Annotated in this window: 14 protein-coding genes, 3 pseudogenes and 1 other annotated feature; of the genes and pseudogenes, 13 read left to right on the top strand and 4 right to left on the bottom strand. The window is 44.3% G+C overall.

The window, feature by feature from the left end:
- Positions 1-251: 251 nt before the first annotated feature.
- Genes FTU65_RS13975 through FTU65_RS13965 form a run of 3 tightly spaced genes read right to left on the bottom strand, consistent with a single transcriptional unit; the run spans position 252 to position 3,373 of the window.
- Complete coding sequence (locus FTU65_RS13975; RefSeq protein WP_154320112.1) at positions 252-1,196, bottom strand: copper resistance protein B; 945 nt, start codon at positions 1,194-1,196, stop codon at positions 252-254.
- Entirely contained in the window at positions 1,183-1,521 is a 339-nt protein-coding gene (locus tag FTU65_RS13970) for a hypothetical protein (RefSeq protein ID WP_004897649.1), read from the bottom strand. Before FTU65_RS13970 ends, FTU65_RS13975 begins: the two co-directional genes overlap by 14 nt.
- Complete coding sequence (locus FTU65_RS13965) at positions 1,508-3,373, bottom strand: copper resistance system multicopper oxidase (protein WP_104988058.1); 1,866 nt, start codon at positions 3,371-3,373, stop codon at positions 1,508-1,510. The genes FTU65_RS13970 and FTU65_RS13965 overlap by 14 nt, the downstream gene beginning before the upstream one ends.
- 1,030 nt (positions 3,374-4,403) lie before the next feature.
- Between FTU65_RS13965 and FTU65_RS13960 the strand changes: the two genes are divergently transcribed.
- From FTU65_RS13960 to FTU65_RS13920, 10 genes and pseudogenes are all read left to right on the top strand, one after another.
- Positions 4,404-4,820 carry a cation efflux protein, CzcI-like gene (locus FTU65_RS13960; protein WP_227591103.1) on the top strand — a complete coding sequence of 139 codons (417 nt, stop codon included), beginning with the start codon at positions 4,404-4,406 and terminating at the stop codon, positions 4,818-4,820.
- A gap of 48 nt (positions 4,821-4,868) precedes the next feature.
- Positions 4,869-6,194: a TolC family protein gene (locus FTU65_RS13955; RefSeq protein ID WP_035269736.1), complete on the top strand. Its 1,326-nt coding sequence runs from the start codon at positions 4,869-4,871 to the stop codon at positions 6,192-6,194.
- A gap of 1 nt (position 6,195) precedes the next feature.
- Positions 6,196-7,425 (top strand): efflux RND transporter periplasmic adaptor subunit, encoded by a 1,230-nt coding sequence (locus FTU65_RS13950; protein WP_016658777.1) that lies wholly within the window; start codon positions 6,196-6,198, stop codon positions 7,423-7,425.
- Positions 7,415-10,555, top strand: a complete 3,141-nt coding sequence (locus tag FTU65_RS13945; RefSeq protein ID WP_179994455.1) for an efflux RND transporter permease subunit — start codon at positions 7,415-7,417, stop codon at positions 10,553-10,555. The genes FTU65_RS13950 and FTU65_RS13945 overlap by 11 nt, the downstream gene beginning before the upstream one ends.
- Positions 10,556-10,641: 86 nt before the next feature.
- Entirely contained in the window at positions 10,642-11,541 is a 900-nt protein-coding gene (locus FTU65_RS13940) for a cation diffusion facilitator family transporter (RefSeq protein ID WP_005028603.1), read from the top strand.
- 161 nt (positions 11,542-11,702) lie between these two features.
- Positions 11,703-12,269 carry a recombinase family protein gene (locus FTU65_RS13935; RefSeq protein ID WP_006581699.1) on the top strand — a complete coding sequence of 189 codons (567 nt, stop codon included), beginning with the start codon at positions 11,703-11,705 and terminating at the stop codon, positions 12,267-12,269.
- Positions 12,270-12,451: 182 nt separating this feature from the next.
- A pseudogene (locus FTU65_RS13930) lies at positions 12,452-13,424 on the top strand (IS3 family transposase).
- Positions 12,741-12,857 (top strand) — a sequence feature (AL1L pseudoknot). Its footprint overlaps the pseudogene before it by 117 nt.
- 151 nt (positions 13,425-13,575) lie before the next feature.
- Positions 13,576-14,790 carry a chloramphenicol/florfenicol efflux MFS transporter FloR gene (gene floR / locus FTU65_RS13925; protein WP_000214122.1) on the top strand — a complete coding sequence of 405 codons (1,215 nt, stop codon included), beginning with the start codon at positions 13,576-13,578 and terminating at the stop codon, positions 14,788-14,790.
- A 27-nt stretch (positions 14,791-14,817) separates the two neighbouring features.
- Positions 14,818-15,117, top strand: a pseudogene (locus tag FTU65_RS16480) (LysR family transcriptional regulator); the annotation flags it as partial.
- A gap of 3 nt (positions 15,118-15,120) precedes the next feature.
- Positions 15,121-15,801, top strand: a complete 681-nt coding sequence (locus tag FTU65_RS13920; protein ID WP_109354582.1) for a LysR family substrate-binding domain-containing protein — start codon at positions 15,121-15,123, stop codon at positions 15,799-15,801.
- A gap of 197 nt (positions 15,802-15,998) precedes the next feature.
- On the opposite strand, the pseudogene FTU65_RS13915 reads toward FTU65_RS13920, so the two are convergent.
- Positions 15,999-16,226: pseudogene (locus FTU65_RS13915) on the bottom strand (IS4 family transposase); the annotation flags it as partial.
- 89 nt (positions 16,227-16,315) lie between these two features.
- Between FTU65_RS13915 and sul2 the strand changes: the two are divergent.
- From sul2 to FTU65_RS13900, 3 genes are all read left to right on the top strand, one after another.
- A complete protein-coding gene (sul2, locus tag FTU65_RS13910) occupies positions 16,316-17,131 on the top strand; it encodes a sulfonamide-resistant dihydropteroate synthase Sul2 (protein ID WP_001043260.1) in 816 nt (271 codons plus the stop codon).
- 86 nt (positions 17,132-17,217) lie between these two features.
- Positions 17,218-17,466 carry a phosphoglucosamine mutase gene (locus FTU65_RS13905; RefSeq protein WP_071830581.1) on the top strand — a complete coding sequence of 83 codons (249 nt, stop codon included), beginning with the start codon at positions 17,218-17,220 and terminating at the stop codon, positions 17,464-17,466.
- Positions 17,467-17,527: 61 nt separating this feature from the next.
- Complete coding sequence (locus FTU65_RS13900; protein WP_071830580.1) at positions 17,528-17,992, top strand: ATP-binding protein; 465 nt, start codon at positions 17,528-17,530, stop codon at positions 17,990-17,992.
- The last annotated feature ends 41 nt before the right edge of the window (positions 17,993-18,033 follow it).

The raw sequence follows: 18,033 nt of genomic DNA, 5'->3' as shown, positions 1-18,033 counted from the left end.
CGTTGAATTTCTTTGTCAGACATAGTGATCAGCATCTATATTTCATATCCAGTCCATGATGGTTAAATCATCATAAACTAGACATTTTTATTGGTGAGAATACAGACACTTTAAATGGGTTCTAACAAGTCGACTTCGCATAACAGCCATTATGTTAAATGGAAGGAAGCAAAATAAGTTAACATTTTGCTTCCGGCCACATTAAGCTAGAGTTTTATTTAAATAAAGCTATTTAGTAATCATTAAATTAATTAAAATCTAAATCTAACACCAGCTCCATATAACCAACCTTTCTCAGAGTTTGATTCTATTTGCCACGACGTTTCATCATTACCTTTTGAATACTCATAGGCAATGTCGATATAAGGCATGATCTTTTTACTGATTTCATAGCGAGTTTCAAACCCTGCGGTTGCACTGCTTAAACCAGTTTTTTTCGCATATTTAGAGTCATCACTAAAGATAGCATCCAACTCTAAATAAGGTTGAATAATCAACTTTTGCGTAATCAGAAAATCACGTTCCGTTTCTAGGCTAAAGCCCGCATAATTGTCTTCTCCCGCATAGAGATAAGCATCAGTTTCAAAGAAATATGGCGCCATACCATGTAAGCCAATCACCGCATCAACATTTTCTTCGGTGTCTTTGCGATGATCATTGAGTTCAACTTTTTCACTACGATAACGTGCACCAATCTGTGCATCCCAAAAGTCTGAAATCATACGGCTATATAAAAGTTTGGCATCATAATGTGCATCATGCGATTCTTCTTTATCGGCATGAATTTTAATAAAAAGCTTATTTTCATCTGTGCCAATACGGGTTTCAAACTCTGACTTTAAATCACCTGTGCCATCTTCATTGACAAGCCACTTATTGTCCACTGTCGTAATCGCATAAATTTGCGCACCGTGTTCTGAGCGATGATCATAATGCGAACTCTGCTGAGCATTCGCATCTGGTACATGATGTAAATGATTAACCGTAGATGTTGCCTGATGTTGTGCCTGATTCATTTGGCTATGGTTCATTTGAGAGCGATCCATTTGCATCGGCTGATTTTGACTAGAAGATGTAGCAACTGTCATTTTTTCAGGCGCACTATGATCTTCACCATTATGTGCCAAACTCACTGCACTGACCATCAACAAAGAGCTTGCTAAAACAGTTTTAGAAAAAAGATTAATGGTGCGCATGTTGATCTCCTTTCTGTACTTTTTGATCTTGCTGTTTCTCTGTTGATTTGTGATGCATTGGCTGATGACCTGCATGTTGATGGTTCATCGGTGCTGAATGTGCAGCATGATTCATTTTCCCCATCATCTGCATGTGTTGTGCATGCTCTTGTGGAGAATGCTGTGAATGATCCATCTCAGACATCGCTTGATGATTCATTGATGGTACATTTTTTCCATCAGTCTGAGCAGTTGAATGATGCCCTTCGTGCGCCAAACTTAAGCTTGTTAAACTCAATACCGCAACAGAAAAAAACGCTTTAAATACAAAATTAGTGATGTGCATGTCCAGCTCCTTTTTGCTCAGTTACTTGGTGAGTTTGAGTCGAATTTGTACCTTGAATTGGCGTTGTAGACACTTGTTCATCGCTAACATTTGCCACGATCAACTTGTTCATCATTCCTGCACTCATGTGATACAACAAATGACAATGGATTGCCCATTCGCCCAACTCATCCGCAGTTAATAAAGCAGTGACTGTTTTACCCGGTGGTACAATCAATGTGTGTTTATTCGGCATATCTACCGACTCTTGACCATTCTCCAACTGCATAAACATGCCATGTAAATGCATGGGGTGCGCCATCATACTGTCATTAATAAATTTGATACGGATACGCTCGCCATACTTCACTTTTAATGGCTCAGCATCGCTGAATTTTTTACCGTTAATCGTCCAAATATAACGCTCCATAGTACCGCCCAAACGCACTACTAATTCACTGCTAGCTTCACGAGTATCTTTTTGCGGTTCTAAAGATTTTAAATCACTATATTGCAAGGCTTTATTGCCCGCAGGTGTAGATGCATTTGCCCAACCATAAACCACTTGATCATTTTCTTGTGGTTTTGCTGTGCCATGCTGTGAATGATCCATTTTCGAGTGATCCATGCCTTGCATATCGCCATGGTTCATTTTTGAATGATCCATTTTCGAGTGATCCATGCCTTGCATATCGCCATGGTTCATTTTTGAATGATCCATTTTCGAGTGATCCATGCCTTGCATATTGCCGTGGTTCATTTTCGAATGATCCATTCCTGCATGATCACCACCACCATGTCCCATATCTTCCATGGTCAAAAGTGAGCGTGGACGTGGTGCAGGCATATGAATGCCATGTGTCATAGGATTTAGTTCATTGTGCAGTGTACCAATCGCATAGCCTGAACGGTCAATTGACTCAGCTTCAATTTGATAATGTCCGCCTTTTGGCTCCACAATCACATCATAAGTTTCAGCTGTGCCAATACGAAACTCATCCACAGCAACAGGTTTTACAGGCTGACCATCAGCACTGACCACAGTCATTTTCAAGTTAGGAATACGGACATCGTAGAAAGACATCGCAGATGCATTCACAAAACGTAGGCGAATTTTTTCATTCGGTTTAAACATTCCTGTCCAATTTTGTTCAGGTGTTTTGCCATTAATGAGGAAGGTATAACCTGTAACATCCGACATGTCGGTTTTTAGCATACGCATCTGATTCCACATTTTGCGGTCAGACCATGTCGCTTTTATGCCATCACGTTTAACCTGCTTCCAAACATCACCCAAGGTTTCACGCTGATCTTGATAATATTCAGCTGAAATTTTAAGATCTTTCTGAATTTGATCACTGGTTTTTTCATGAAAATCTGACAACATCACCACATAGTCACGTTCAGCTTTTTCATGTGCTGCCAATGGTGTTTTACCTTTTGGATAAATCACAAAAGAACCATATAAGCCGTCCTGTTCCTGTCCTTTAGAATGAGCGTGATACCAATAAGTCCCGCTTTGGCGAATCTTGAATTTATAAACATACTCGCTTTGAGGCTTAATACCGTTAAAACCATTAAATCCCGGTACACCATCCATAATGCCCGGCAACAACAGTCCGTGCCAATGAATAGAAGAATCTTGGTTTTTTAAATTATTTTTCACGCGAATGATGGCTTCATCACCCTCTTCAAACTCAAGCAAAGGCGCAGGAAATTGACCATTTACGGTAATGCGCTTTACAGGCTTTCCAGTTGGGCTGACCACTGCTTCATCAATAACAAGCTGATATTCACGCACTTCGGCAAAAACCAAAGGCGACGATGCAAAACAAATACCTGCTAATAGGTACGAACTAATTTTATGAGACATAACTTAACCTTAATTTTTGAAAAATAAATAAATTTTAAAAAAAATGGTTAAGTTTTAGGAGGACGTGAAATTTCTTGCCAATACCCATTTAGATATTGGTTGGGGTAATAAAAATTAGGCTGATCTATAGAATAGAAGGTATCTAGGGGATCTAGCGAGCTTTGCAAAGAATGAAGACATGAGATCTGTGTCTGGCAGGATAAGCTAGAACATTCCTGACACTTTTTGTGATCTATATTCTGATTAAGAGCTAAATGATTATGGCAATCGGTATTCGTCTGTACTTCGTGATTAATACCATGTTGAGTGACTTGCTGTGCTTGATCTAAACAATGATCTTGGCTCATTTCAGTTTGCATATTGATATGCATTATCTTTACTGATGCAACAGACACACTACTCCATCCTATGGCAAAAACCATAAGAAAACAAAACCAAAGTTTTTTGGAGAGATGAGTCAACACGAATGCTATCTAGGAATAGAATTTAATCCAAAATATCTTAACGGAATTTCAAATATTTACAACCCAATATAATTTAGTAGTTTCTCTAAAATTAACATAATACACGTTATGCGAAATTAGAAAAATGAGTTTATTGCACTGATATTTATCTGTTTTTTAAATTTTAGACCTGGGTTGGTGCCCAGGTTTTTTTATTGCGTATAACAGCCATGATGTTAAATAGTTCTCTTTTTAGATAAATATTCATGTTTTCAATACATGCTAATTAGAGATTTTGAACTCAAGCAATTCTATAAAATTTTAACTTATGTGTACCTCTACTTTTAACTTCGGTTATTTATGGGAGGATTACCGGTGGCCTAACTTAAATAAAAAGTCTCCGACAAACCCGGTACGGTTCACTATCTATTGTTATTCTTACCTGAAATTGATGTGAGCTTATAGAGACAAGGTAAATTTGCAAAAGTGCCGGCTATTCAGTGTTCATTGAATGTTTAATTTAATTTATTAAGCTTGACCTTGGAGTGGCTCTAAGCCTTATACTTGGTACAAATTTTTCGATTGTTATGATGATGCGTTCTACTACATGGATTACAGTCTTGGTTGGATTGTTCATGTTCCAAAGCTTTTGGAATGTGGCGGCGGCCTTTTGTGTCCATGAACAACAGCCTCAATCACAGCAGAGTTATCATTTTGGTCATCACCAAAATACCTTGTGTGCCAGCGATAGTCGTCAACACGATCATAATGGACAGTCAGAAAACATAAAAACATTCAGTAGCGATTTAGAAATCGGTGAAGATCATCAAGATCATCTACCATCGATGACGCATTTGATTGTACAAAATGAAAAAGTAGATGTGTTTCATCCAAGCTCTGAAGTTAAAGTGAATCCACAATTTCATTGGAAAAACAGCTATCAGGCTCCTGACCTGTTTCAACAAAGCCCACCTCCCGAATTTTCCCCGCTCATGGTGGGGTAGCCTAAAACATTCCCACCACTTTTATTATTTAAATAAGTGGGAAAAATCATGTCTTCACAATCAATTATACTCTTGCGTCATAGCTTGGTTGCTTGTATATGTGCAGCGGCTATGCAATATAGCTATGCTGAAAACGTTACCAGCTTTGAATCCGCTTTAGCAAAAGTACAAAGTTACCAGACTCAAGACAAGCTGTGGCAACAAGTTCAGCAAATATCTGAATTGAATATTCAGCAAAGTCGGTTATGGCAGAATCCAAGTATAAGTTTAGAACAGTCTGGCTTTGGCTCAGGTCAAGAACAGGAATTCAATGTTGGCGTTAGTCAACCTCTAGATCTATTTGGTCAGCGTAAGCTGAACCGGGTGATTGCCAATACCTCGAATCAACAAATCCAATTGCAACAGCAATTATGGAAGGCACAAAGCCAACTGATTGTTAAATTTGCATGGTCGCAATTTGCACTTGCTGAGGTTGAGCAGTCTGCTTATTCAGTACAGTTAAAAACAAGTAAAGCCAATCTGGACAGTGCCCAGAAACGCTATCAGGCAGGCAGTATTGCCCTGGTTGATTTTGAGCGTACCCAAATTGAAGCGCTAGAAATCCAACGACTTTATCAGCAAGCGATGCTGAATAAACAAGCTGCCGGTCGTCAGCTGTCTAATTTGTGGGGGGGAGAAACATCTTCACATCTTCAATTGAATAAAACCGCTATCCCTTGGCCAGAGCAAAGTCTCCAAACTGTGCAACGGTATATTGCTGAAGGGTGGCTAGAAAAATTCTATGCCTTGAACATTCAGCAATCGGATCATCAAATTGAAAATTTAAGAATTCAGGCACGTCCCAATCCGACTTTAAATGTAGGCATGAAACGTAGCAAAACCCCTAATGAAAGCAACGATACGACTTTGGCAATCGGCGTGGCTATTCCACTGAATATTTTCAACCGCCAGCAATATGCGATCCCGATGGTCCAGCAACAGCAAATATTGCTGAACCAACAGCAGCAGCGTGAGCTGAAGCAACAAATACTCAATATTGCCAACAGCATGCATCAGCTCAAAGGTTTACGTAGCCAGTTCGATGCCACAACAGCACAAGTTACTTTGGCGACCAAAGTTCAGAGCCGTACTTTACAAGGGTTTCAGGCAGGGAAACTGTCCATTACCGACGTTCAGCAAGCAACCACCCAACTGCAGAATCTTCGATTGGGTCAATTACAAATTCTACGTCAAGCTTGGCAAACTGCCCTCGCAGCTGAGGCACTCAGTATTGGCACAAGTTATGAAGAAATTAGCCGTTCGGATGCCTATACACAACTGAATAAAAAGGCAGTCGAAGCATCGCAAAATTTAATCAATGGGGGAGCACGATAAAATGAACGCCAAGCAAAACGGAAAAATATCCCAGTCTCTCATGATTGCAATTTTGATTCTGATTACGGTCTTGGTCAGTCTGGTTATTTGGTTAAGTTCAAAAAAAACTGAATCTGAGGGGCATGGTCATGATGAGGGAAATGCCGAACATTCTGATGAAGATAGTTCTGAAGAAGGACATGCTGAAGAAGGCGAAATACAACTGACCAGCCAACAAATGGTTGAACAAGGTTTAAAAGTTGCTGTTGCATCCACAGGATTGGTTGAAAAGCTGACAACCCTGCCAGGTAAATTGGTGGTGAATACCGATCAACAAGCGCATATATCGCCTAATTTTAGTGGTCATGTCGAGCAGGTCAATGTGGCTTTAGGACAGAGCGTGCAAAAAGGACAAACGCTGGCTGTACTAATCGTGCCTGAACTGATCGACCAACAGGCAAATCTGCGTATGGCACAGGTGAATCTGGATTTGGCCCGTAAAGATTACCAGCGCGAACAGCAACTCTGGTCACAGGGGATTTCTGCCAAACAGGATTACCAGCGTGCCGAAAATGCCTACCGTCAAGCGCAGATTACTGTCCAGTCCTCACAAGCACGTTTAAATGCATTAGGTGCAAGTGGCAATAACAATGGGCGTTTTCTGATTAAAGCACCGATCTCTGGGGTGATCAGTCAAAAAGATATTGTGGTCGGTGAAAATGTGCAACTGGCTAATCAGCTCTTTGTCATTGAACAGCTGAAAGATTTATGGCTTGAGTTTAATTTGCCGAATCAATTCTCAGGTCAACTGCAAGCCGGGCAAAAAATTGACTTTAAAGTGAATGATTCAGATCAAATCTATAAAGCTACTGTACAAAGCTTAACCTCTCAGGCAGATGTACAAACAGGGCGTCTGGTGGTGCGCGCAAAACTCGATGCGCAAGCTACTGAGTTGCGTTCTAATGTGTTAGTGAGAGTGTTGATTCCGGAAGCTACAGCAAAATCAGCCCTTCGGATTCAAAAGTCTGCGCTGCAAAGTATTGAAGGTGAAGACAGTATTTTCATCGTAGATTCAGAACAAAAAGGTCAAGTCCACTTAAAAGCACAGAAAGTGCAATTGGGGCAGGCTTCAAGTGATGGACAATGGCTTGAAGTGATTTCTGGGCTGACTGAAGGGCAGAAGTATATCGCTCAAGGCAGTTTCTTGTTGAAATCTGAATTAGAAAAAGACGAGGCAGGCCATGAACATTAATTCTGATCTGCCAAAACCAGAAGGTTTATTCGAACGAATCATTCAGTTTTCCATACAAAATGCGATTTGGGTGTTGCTCTTTGTCTGTACCTGGATTGCGGTCGGGGTGTATAGCTATCAGAAACTCCCGATTGATGCTGTACCCGATATTACCAATACCCAAGTCCAGATTAATACTCAAGCCAAGGGTTTTACTGCGCTTGAAGTCGAACAGCGGATTACCTATCCCATTGAAAATGCCATGGCTGGCATTCCGGATCTGGAGCTTACCCGTTCCATATCCCGTTATGGACTCTCTCAAGTCACCATTGTCTTTAAAGATGGGACTGATATTTATTGGGCCCGTCAGCAGATTAACCAACGGATACAGGAGGCGCAATCTGAGTTGCCTGCACAAATCGCACCGACGATGTCCCCCGTTTCTACGGGTCTCGGTGAGATTTATCAATGGGTACTGAAGGCAGATCCGAATGCGAAAAAGCCGGATGGAACTGCATACACGCCGATGGATTTGCGTGAGATTCAGGACTGGATTGTGCGTCCTCAACTGCAACGTGTTAAGGGAGTTGCAGAGGTCAACAGTATTGGTGGTTTTGAAAAAACCTATGTGGTCTCTCCCGATTTAAACCGGATGCAGCAACTGAATATCTCATTAGAACAACTGCAACAGGCTTTAGCGCAAAATAATGAGAACCGAGGTGCAGGTTATATTGAAGACAATGGTCAGCAATTGACGGTACGTGTACCGGGTACATTCAATGGGCTTTCTGATATTGAGAACACCATGCTGGGTAGCCCAAATGGCAGCCCAATTCGGGTTGGTGATATTGCGCAAGTCTCTATTGGGCATGATTTAAGAACCGGTGGGGCAACCTATAACGGCAAAGAAACCGTTTTAGGGATTGCCATGATGGCGATGGGTGGAAATAGCCGGACTGTTTCTAAAGCTGTGGATGCCAAGCTTCAAGATATTCAGAATAGTTTGCCTAAAGGGGTAGTGATTGAAACGGTGTACGACCGTACTACCTTGGTTGAGAAGGCGATTAAAACCGTTCAGAAAAACTTGGTAGAGGGAGCAATCCTGGTCATCATCATTCTGTTCCTGTTTTTAGGGAATATCCGTGCTGCCTTGATTACTGCCTGTGTCATTCCACTCTCTATGCTGTTTACCTTAACCGGGATGGCACAGAAAAATATCAGTGCCAATCTGATGAGTTTAGGTGCACTCGATTTCGGCATCATTGTCGATGGTGCTGTGGTGATTGTCGAAAACTGTATCCGGCGTTTAGCCCATACACAGCAACTGTTAAAACGACCTCTCACACAAAGTGAACGCTTTAAGGAAGTTTTTCTGGCTGCCCGCCAAGCACGTCGTCCTCTTATTTTTGGTCAGCTTATTATTTTGGTGGTGTATTTGCCGATTTTTGCTTTAAGTGGTGTGGAAGCAAAAATGTTCCATCCGATGGCATTGACAGTGGTACTCGCCCTTGTTGCAGCCATTATTTTATCGATCACCTTTGTGCCTGCTGCTGTGGCATTGTGGGTCAAAGGCGATATTCAAGAAAAAGAAAGTCGTTGGATGTTATGGCTAAAAGCTAAATATCAGCAAACTCTTGATATTTCGTATCAATACAAAGCAGTTGTGCTGACTTTTGCACTGTGTGTATTAGTGATTACGGGATTTATCAGTACCAAACTCGGCAGTGAATTTGCACCACAGCTCAGTGAAGGAGACTTTGCGGTACAACAGTTACGTTCACCAAGTACAGGCTTAGAAGAGTCTTTACGTATTCAGGAGAATACTGAAAAACTTCTTTTAAAGAGTTTCCCTGAAATTAAGGCAGTATTTGCCAGAACGGGTACAGCCGAGGTTGCAACAGATGTCATGCCACCCAATATTTCAGATGGCTATATCATGTTAAAGCCTCGTTCAGAATGGCCAAATCCTAAAGAAAGTTTAGATGAATTACGTGGCCGTATGGTGACGTATTTAGCCACGATTCCAGGCAATAATAGTGAATTTTCACAACCGATTGAACTCCGATTTAATGAATTGATCTCAGGTGTGCGTAGTGATGTTGGTGTGAAAATCTTCGGTGATGATATGAATGTCCTCAATACTGAGGCGACTAAAATCTCCAAAATCATTCAGCAAATATCGGGTAGCAGTGCCGTGAAAGTTGAGCAGACCTCAGGTTTGCCATTACTGAATGTCGAGGTAAATAAAACTTTGGCTGCACAATATGGTTTGAGTGTGCGTTCAATTCAAGACCTTGTGGCAACCAGTATTGGTGGACAAAGCGTGGGAGAGATTTTAGAAGGCGATCGTCGTTTTGATTTTGTTATCCGTCTTGGAGAGCAAGACCGTAGTGTCGCATCTGTTTCCCAGTTACCTATTCAGCTTCCAAATGGTGGCAGTATTTTATTGTCGGATGTCGCGCAAGTCTCGACCATTGAAGGAATCAACCAAGTCAGTCGAGAAAATGGTAAACGCCGAGTTGTGGTTACAACGAATGTTGAAGGGCGTGATTTAGGGTCTTTTGTTTCTGATGTACAGACACAGCTCAAAGCATACACTTTGCCAAGTGGTTATTGGATAGAATATGGCGGTCAGTTTGAAAATTTGGCTTCAGCCAAAGCACGGATGCAAATCGTGATTCCACTGGCTTTAATCACTATCTTTATTTTACTGATGGCGGTCTTTCACAATGTCAAAGAAAGTCTATTGGTCTTTACCGGGGTACCCTTTGCCTTGACCGGTGGTGTGCTGTTCCTTTGGCTAAGGGATATTCCATTATCGATGTCAGCTGGAATTGGCTTTATTGCCTTATCTGGTGTTGCAGTCCTCAATGGACTGGTAATGCTGACCTTTATTAAGGAATTAAGGGACAAATATCCAGTGCATAAAGCCGTGTGGCAAGGGGCTATTTTGCGCTTAAGACCAGTGTTGATGACAGCTTGTGTGGCTTCACTGGGTTTTGTACCAATGGCGCTGGCAACCGGAACAGGGGCTGAGGTTCAACGGCCACTGGCAACCGTAGTGATTGGCGGGATTATCTCTTCAACATTACTAACTTTGGTGCTGTTACCCGTGCTTTATCGTTGGATAAATGAAAAGAAAGTTTCTTAATCCAATAGATTAGTCGATTTACAGCAGAGATATTGGCTGTTATCCAATATCTCTGCTCATCATAAATAGAATAAGGAAAATATTTTATGTCAGAACATCATGATCATAGCCATGCGGTTGTTACTGAAGAAAATAGTAAGAAGTTAATGGTTGCCTTAGGTTTAACGACTACTTTTTTAATAGTAGAAGTTGTCGCTGCTTTTATTACCCAAAGTTTGGCTTTGTTATCTGATGCAGCTCATATGTTTACTGATGTAGCCGCTTTAGCTATTGCTCTTGCCGCTATCAAAATTGGTAAAAAAGCCGCAGATGATAAAAGAACTTTTGGCTATCAGCGATTTGAAATTTTAGCGGCTCTGTTTAATGCGGTGATGCTTTTTGTGGTAGCAATATATATTGTATATGAAGCTTATCAACGTTTTACGAATCCTGCTGAAATTCAAAGTGTTGGAATGATGATTGTCGCGGTCATTGGTTTGGTCATAAATTTGATTTCAATGAAAATCCTTTCTGCTAGTGCTGAAGGAAGTCTAAATATAAAAGGTGCATATTTAGAAGTTCTTAGTGATGCTCTAGGATCGATAGGCGTGATTATCGGAGGAATAGTTATTTATTTTACCCAGTGGATGTGGGTTGATACCGTAATCGCTGTGTTAATTGGCTTCTGGGTCTTACCTCGAACTTGGATTTTATTAAAACAAAGTATTCATATTCTGCTTGAAGGAGTTCCTGATGAGATTGATATTGAGTCGTTAAGAAATGATTTATTGAAGCTAGAGGGCGTTGAAGGGATTCATCAGTTGAAAGTCTGGGCTATATCCTCAAGAAATATTCATTTAACTGCTCATTTGGTTGCTCCGAATAGCAATACAGATCAACTCTATCAAAAGGCCTTAGAAGTTCTAAAACATAATCATAATATTACTGAAATTACGTTACAAATAGAAAATACGAAATGTAATACATTGAACCAACATAAACACTAATTTGGACTTTAGTCTTCATATAGATGTTTTGTGTAACTTTAAAGTATAGCCTAACGGAACAAAATAAAGTCTTAAAAAGCAACTCAAAAACCGTATTTATAGACTTAATATTTAATTTCGGTACAATATGTATTTAATTATCTAAACTCTAACGGTACAGAATGCCTAATCAGGTCGGATATATTCGAGTCAGTTCAACTGAACAAAATACTGAACGTCAATTAGATGGAATCAGCCTGGATAAGACCTTTACTGAAAAGGCAAGCGGTGGTAGCCGTGAACGTCCTCAGTTAAATGCAATGCTCGACTATCTGCGTGAAGGTGATACGGTGCATGTTCATAGTATTGATCGTCTGGCACGTAATACAAATGATCTGAACGAAATTGTGAATAGTCTGAATGATCGTGGTATAACCATTATTTTTCATAAAGAGAATTTGACCTTCAGTCATGATGTAGCACAATCGGCAATAAATAAACTCATGTTTCAGATGCTTGCTGCATTTGCAGAGTTTGAACGCTCCATGATCCGTGAGCGTCAAAAGGAAGGAATTGCAAAAGCCAAAGCGAAGGGCTTATATAAGGGAAGAAAGCGGAAGGTTGACTATGTTGAAATACGAAAAGCAATGGCTGAAGAAAATTCAACATTTAGAGGTGTTGCAGAAAAGTTTAAAGTAGGGATAGCAACAGTACAAAGAGCTTTAAAAGAAGAAACTAATAATCAATAAGGTTGATTAATGAAGACGCTTAGATATTCAAATTTAGAAAAGATCATGACCATTTATACTGAAATTTCTACTTATATTACATTTCATAATGCGACTGGTTTAACAGATATAAATAAATCAATGGAAGATTTTTGAACCGTACCGGGTTTGTCGGAGACCAAGCTTTCTGAGAGAATGTCCCGATGAAAAAAGTAAAATATACCCCTGAAATCAGAGAAAGAGCGGTTCAATTATTGATTGAATCCGAGAAAGATTATCCATCGAATTGGGCTGCGATCACCGCTATTGCTCCCTGAGCAGTATACTGCGCAAGGGTTGTACTCCTGAAACACTACGTGTTTGGTATCAAAAATATTTAGATAAACAAAATCCAGTTAAAGTACAGCAGCTTTCAGACCAAGAACGTATCAAACAACTCGAACGCGAAAATAAAGAACTGCAACGCGCCAATGAAATTCTACGTAAAGCAGCCGCTTTTTTCGCCCAGGCGGAGCTCGACCGCCCACACAAATAATGGTGGATTTTATCCATAATAATAAAGAGCTGTACGGAGTCGAGGCGATTTGTAGAATTTTACCGATCGCACCTTCAACCTATTACCGGACTCTAGATCTCTGTGAAAATCCAGAACATCGAGCAAAGCGAGATTTACATGACTTGCATCATGCTGAGGAGATTAAACGAATTTGGAAGGAAAGTTCAGGTCGGTATGGTGTACGTAAAGTCTGGCAAAAACTGAAACGTGAAGGCTATATTATTGCGCGCTGTACTGTTGCTCGATTAATGCAAAAGCTAGGTATAAAAGGTGTTTGGCGTGGTAAGAACAAACAAACCACCCGTAGCCGAGATGATCAAAAACGAGCGGATGACTTGGTAAAACGTAATTTTACTGCTGATCATCCTGACCAACTGTGGGTGAGTGACTTTACGTATATTCAAACAAATTCAGGCTGGGTTTATACTGCATTTATTATTGATGTGTTCTCACGAGCAATTGTTGGATGGAAAGTATCGACACGGATGAATACAGATATGGTGCTCGATGCATTGGAGCAAGCATTTAGGGCGGCAGAGGGGGCTGGAACGCTGAGTGCGCCCATGCCGCATTGCAAAGCAAAAGATAATCGGATAAAATGTAGCAATTCATATTCGTAAGCGTGGAGTAATCAGATGGGAAATTCCAAGTCAGCAGACAAGTAAGCCGCAACAACCAGTATTGTTGTTGCGGCGCTCTGTAAGGCTAGTCTCATCTGATTGCTGACGAGCAGACGTCGCCCGGTATTCCTTAATCGAGGGTTGATTCGTCATGACCACCACACGCCCCGCGTGGGCCTATACGCTGCCGGCAGCACTGCTGCTGATGGCTCCTTTCGACATCCTCGCTTCACTGGCGATGGATATTTATCTCCCTGTCGTTCCAGCGATGCCCGGCATCCTGAACACGACGCCCGCTATGATCCAACTCACGTTGAGCCTCTATATGGTGATGCTCGGCGTGGGCCAGGTGATTTTTGGTCCGCTCTCAGACAGAATCGGGCGACGGCCAATTCTACTTGCGGGCGCAACGGCTTTCGTCATTGCGTCTCTGGGAGCAGCTTGGTCTTCAACTGCACCGGCCTTTGTCGCTTTCCGTCTACTTCAAGCAGTGGGCGCGTCGGCCATGCTGGTGGCGACGTTCGCGACGGTTCGCGACGTTTATGCCAACCGTCCTGAGGGTGTCGTCATCTACGGCCTTTTCAGTTCGATGCTGGCGTTCGTGCCTGCGCTCGGCCCTATCGCCGGAGTATTGATCGGCGAGTTCTTGGGATGGCAGGCGATATTCATTACTTTGGCTATACTGGCGATGCTCGCACTCCTAAATGCGGGTTTCAGGTGGCACGAAACCCGCCCTCTGGATCAAGTCAAGACGCGCCGATCTGTCTTGCCGATCTTCGCGAGTCCGGCTTTTTGGGTTTACACTGTCGGCTTTAGCGCCGGTATGGGCACCTACTTCGTCTTCTTCTCGACGGCTCCCCGTGTGCTCATAGGCCAAGCGGAATATTCCGAGATCGGATTCAGCTTTGCCTTCGCCACTGTCGCGCTTGTAATGATCGTGACAACCCGTTTCGCGAAGTCCTTTGTCGCCAGATGGGGCATCGCAGGATGCGTGGCGCGTGGGATGGCGTTGCTTGTTTGCGGAGCGGTCCTGTTGGGGATCGGCGAACTTTACGGCTCGCCGTCATTCCTCACCTTCATCCTACCGATGTGGGTTGTCGCGGTCGGTATTGTCTTCACGGTGTCCGTTACCGCGAACGGCGCTTTGGCAGAGTTCGACGACATCGCGGGATCAGCGGTCGCGTTCTACTTCTGCGTTCAAAGCCTGATAGTCAGCATTGTCGGGACATTGGCGGTGGCACTTTTAAACGGTGACACAGCGTGGCCCGTGATCTGTTACGCCACGGCGATGGCGGTACTGGTTTCGTTGGGGCTGGTGCTCCTTCGGCTCCGTGGGGCTGCCACCGAGAAGTCGCCAGTCGTCTAACCGACGACTGGTAGCAGGCCCGCTCCGATGCGGCGCACTAACCATCGAAACCTCGTGAATGTCGGTATCCTGTCTGGCAGGATACCGCTCATTTCCCTTGTTCAGTTCATCGCCGTCGCCGAGCATCTGAATTTTCGGCATGCGGCCAAGGCACTTGGTATCAGCCAGTCGAGCGTCAGCGCGCGTGTGAAAGCGCTGGAGGATAACCTTGGTGTCCTGCTATTTGAGCGCCATGCGCGGGGCGTTCGGCTAACAGACGCAGGCAGGCACTTCATGGAGCGTGTCACGGCGGGTGTCGATCAACTCGATCACGCAGTGAAGACCGCAGGCATGACAGCTCAAGGAGAATACGGCCGGCTTCGCATCGGCATCCATGCCTTAATCCCACGCAGCTTTCTCACGGAGCTGATCCGTCATTATCGGGAAGAACATACGGGCATTGAGGTTGAGATCACCGAAGGCACAGCCCGCGATGCGGTGATGCAGCTTCGTGCTGACCAGCTCGACGTGGTGTTCGTCGCGGGCAAGCCCGAGATGCCCGACTGCCATACCCGACCGATCTGGACCGAACCGCTGGTGGCCGTGCTATCGGATGGGCATCGCCTCGCCGGGCAGTCCGCAATCACTTGGTCCGATCTGGTCGGCGAGACTTTCATTGTTCGCTATGGTGGCACCGGCCCGCAGGTCCATGACCATATCGTGCTGCGCCTTGCCGGGCGTTGGCCCGCACCGTCGATCCGGCGCTTTGATGTGGGGCGCGACACGCTGCTATCTATGGTCGGACAAGGCTTCGGCATCACTATCGTCGGCGAGGCAACGTCATTGTTGCCGACGACCGGCATCGTCTTCCTGCCCTTCCTCGATGAACCGGAGCCGGTTGCCTTTACAGCCGTCTGGTCGCCGTTCAATCGCAACTCCGCACTGAAAAATCTACTCAACCTCGCAGGCAAAATGAAGCGTGACGGCGATTCGCCCAATCGTTTCCTGGATGGCACTCGACCGGCACGATAACGGCACAGGCGATCCATCCTATTTGCCGCCGATAGTATCCGGCAGCCCTCCGGCATCCTCTTTCCTGTTGCCCGTCCCGATTTTGCCTACTCTCTGATCGGCTCCGTCTCTTTTGCCGACTGGAGCCTGCATTGCGCGGAGGCCGAATCCTTTGGGGTCAGATCGCCGTAGTCATCACCATCGTTCTGGTGATGACACTGAGAAATTTGACGATAATCAAAATACTGACCTGCAAAGAAGCGCTGCATACGTCGATAAAATGATTGTGGTAAACACTTGATGGGCAAGGCTTTAGATGCAGAAGAAAGATTACATGTTTGCTTTAAAATAATCACAAGCATGATGAGCGCAAAGCACTTTAAATGTGACTTGTTCCATTTTAGAGATTTGTTTAAGATAAGATATAACTCATTGAGATGTGTCATAGTATTCGTCGTTAGAAAACAATTATTGTGACATTATTTCAATGAGTTATCTATTTTTGTCGTGTACAGAGATTATTATAGAAGCCCCCATGAATAAATCGCTCATCATTTTCGGCATCGTCAACATAACCTCGGACAGTTTCTCCGATGGAGGCCGGTATCTGGCGCCAGACGCAGCCATTGCGCAGGCGCGTAAGCTGATGGCCGAGGGGGCAGATGTGATCGACCTCGGTCCGGCATCCAGCAATCCCGACGCCGCGCCTGTTTCGTCCGACACAGAAATCGCGCGTATCGCGCCGGTGCTGGACGCGCTCAAGGCAGATGGCATTCCCGTCTCGCTCGACAGTTATCAACCCGCGACGCAAGCCTATGCCTTGTCGCGTGGTGTGGCCTATCTCAATGATATTCGCGGTTTTCCAGACGCTGCGTTCTATCCGCAATTGGCGAAATCATCTGCCAAACTCGTCGTTATGCATTCGGTGCAAGACGGGCAGGCAGATCGGCGCGAGGCACCCGCTGGCGACATCATGGATCACATTGCGGCGTTCTTTGACGCGCGCATCGCGGCGCTGACGGGTGCCGGTATCAAACGCAACCGCCTTGTCCTTGATCCCGGCATGGGGTTTTTTCTGGGGGCTGCTCCCGAAACCTCGCTCTCGGTGCTGGCGCGGTTCGATGAATTGCGGCTGCGCTTCGATTTGCCGGTGCTTCTGTCTGTTTCGCGCAAATCCTTTCTGCGCGCGCTCACAGGCCGTGGTCCGGGGGATGTCGGGGCCGCGACACTCGCTGCAGAGCTTGCCGCCGCCGCAGGTGGAGCTGACTTCATCCGCACACACGAGCCGCGCCCCTTGCGCGACGGGCTGGCGGTATTGGCGGCGCTGAAAGAAACCGCAAGAATTCGTTAACTGCACATTCGGGATATTTCTCTATATTCGCGGTTCAGCAGGCATGTCCCCTTTGAGGGCGACCCGACGACAGGATAATCGACCTTATGGTGCGCAAATATTTCGGCACAGACGGTATTCGTGGCAAAGCCAACGAAGGCGCGATGACGGCGGAAACCGCCTTGCGCGTCGGCATGGCGGCTGGCCGTGTCTTTCGTCGCGGTGACCACCGCCATCGTGTCGTGATCGGCAAGGATACGCGCCTGTCGGGCTATATGCTTGAACCCGCGCTCACAGCCGGTTTCACCTCGATGGGCATGGACGTATTCCTTTTTGGCCCGCTGCCGACAACGTAATAGGAAGAATAAACGCCCTTTTCACCCAAGTCCAAATTAATTTGCCGATTCCATAATCAGGGTGTATTACAATTCCATAGAGTTTTTCAATCCAGGTGGTTTAGCTGATAACTTAACGATTGATCAGCTTCTTCGTGAAGATTACTCGCCATGGGCGCGCAATAAAAGGATATCTGCCACGTTCAAAGAAGCGCATTTTATTGAAAAATATGGGTCAGGCATCAAACGAATCCAAGAAGGCTTCGCATCCTATGGTCTGCGTCCCCCTGTCTTTGAAAATTTCCAGCACGGTTTTCGAGTTATTGTCTCATCAAAGCTACTTTTCGAATCTAATGAGGGAGTAAGTGAGGGAGTAAATCTACTATTTAATCAGATAAGAACTAATCCAGGAAAGCGTGCACCATTTTTAGTAAACGAGCTATTAGTTCCTGTCAAGATAGTAGAGCGGTGGCTCAAAATCTTAAGAGATGATCATAAAATCGAGTTTCGAGGAGCTCCTAAAAGTGGAGGATACTGGCTAAAATAGAAATCAATGATACTCTTAAGTGGCACCAATCGAACTCCTAT

Source organism: Acinetobacter sp. YH12129 (assembly GCF_013418685.1).
In the GTDB taxonomy this organism is placed as follows: Bacteria; Pseudomonadota; Gammaproteobacteria; order Pseudomonadales; family Moraxellaceae; genus Acinetobacter; species Acinetobacter amyesii.
This window is presented reverse-complemented; position numbering and strand designations above follow the sequence as displayed.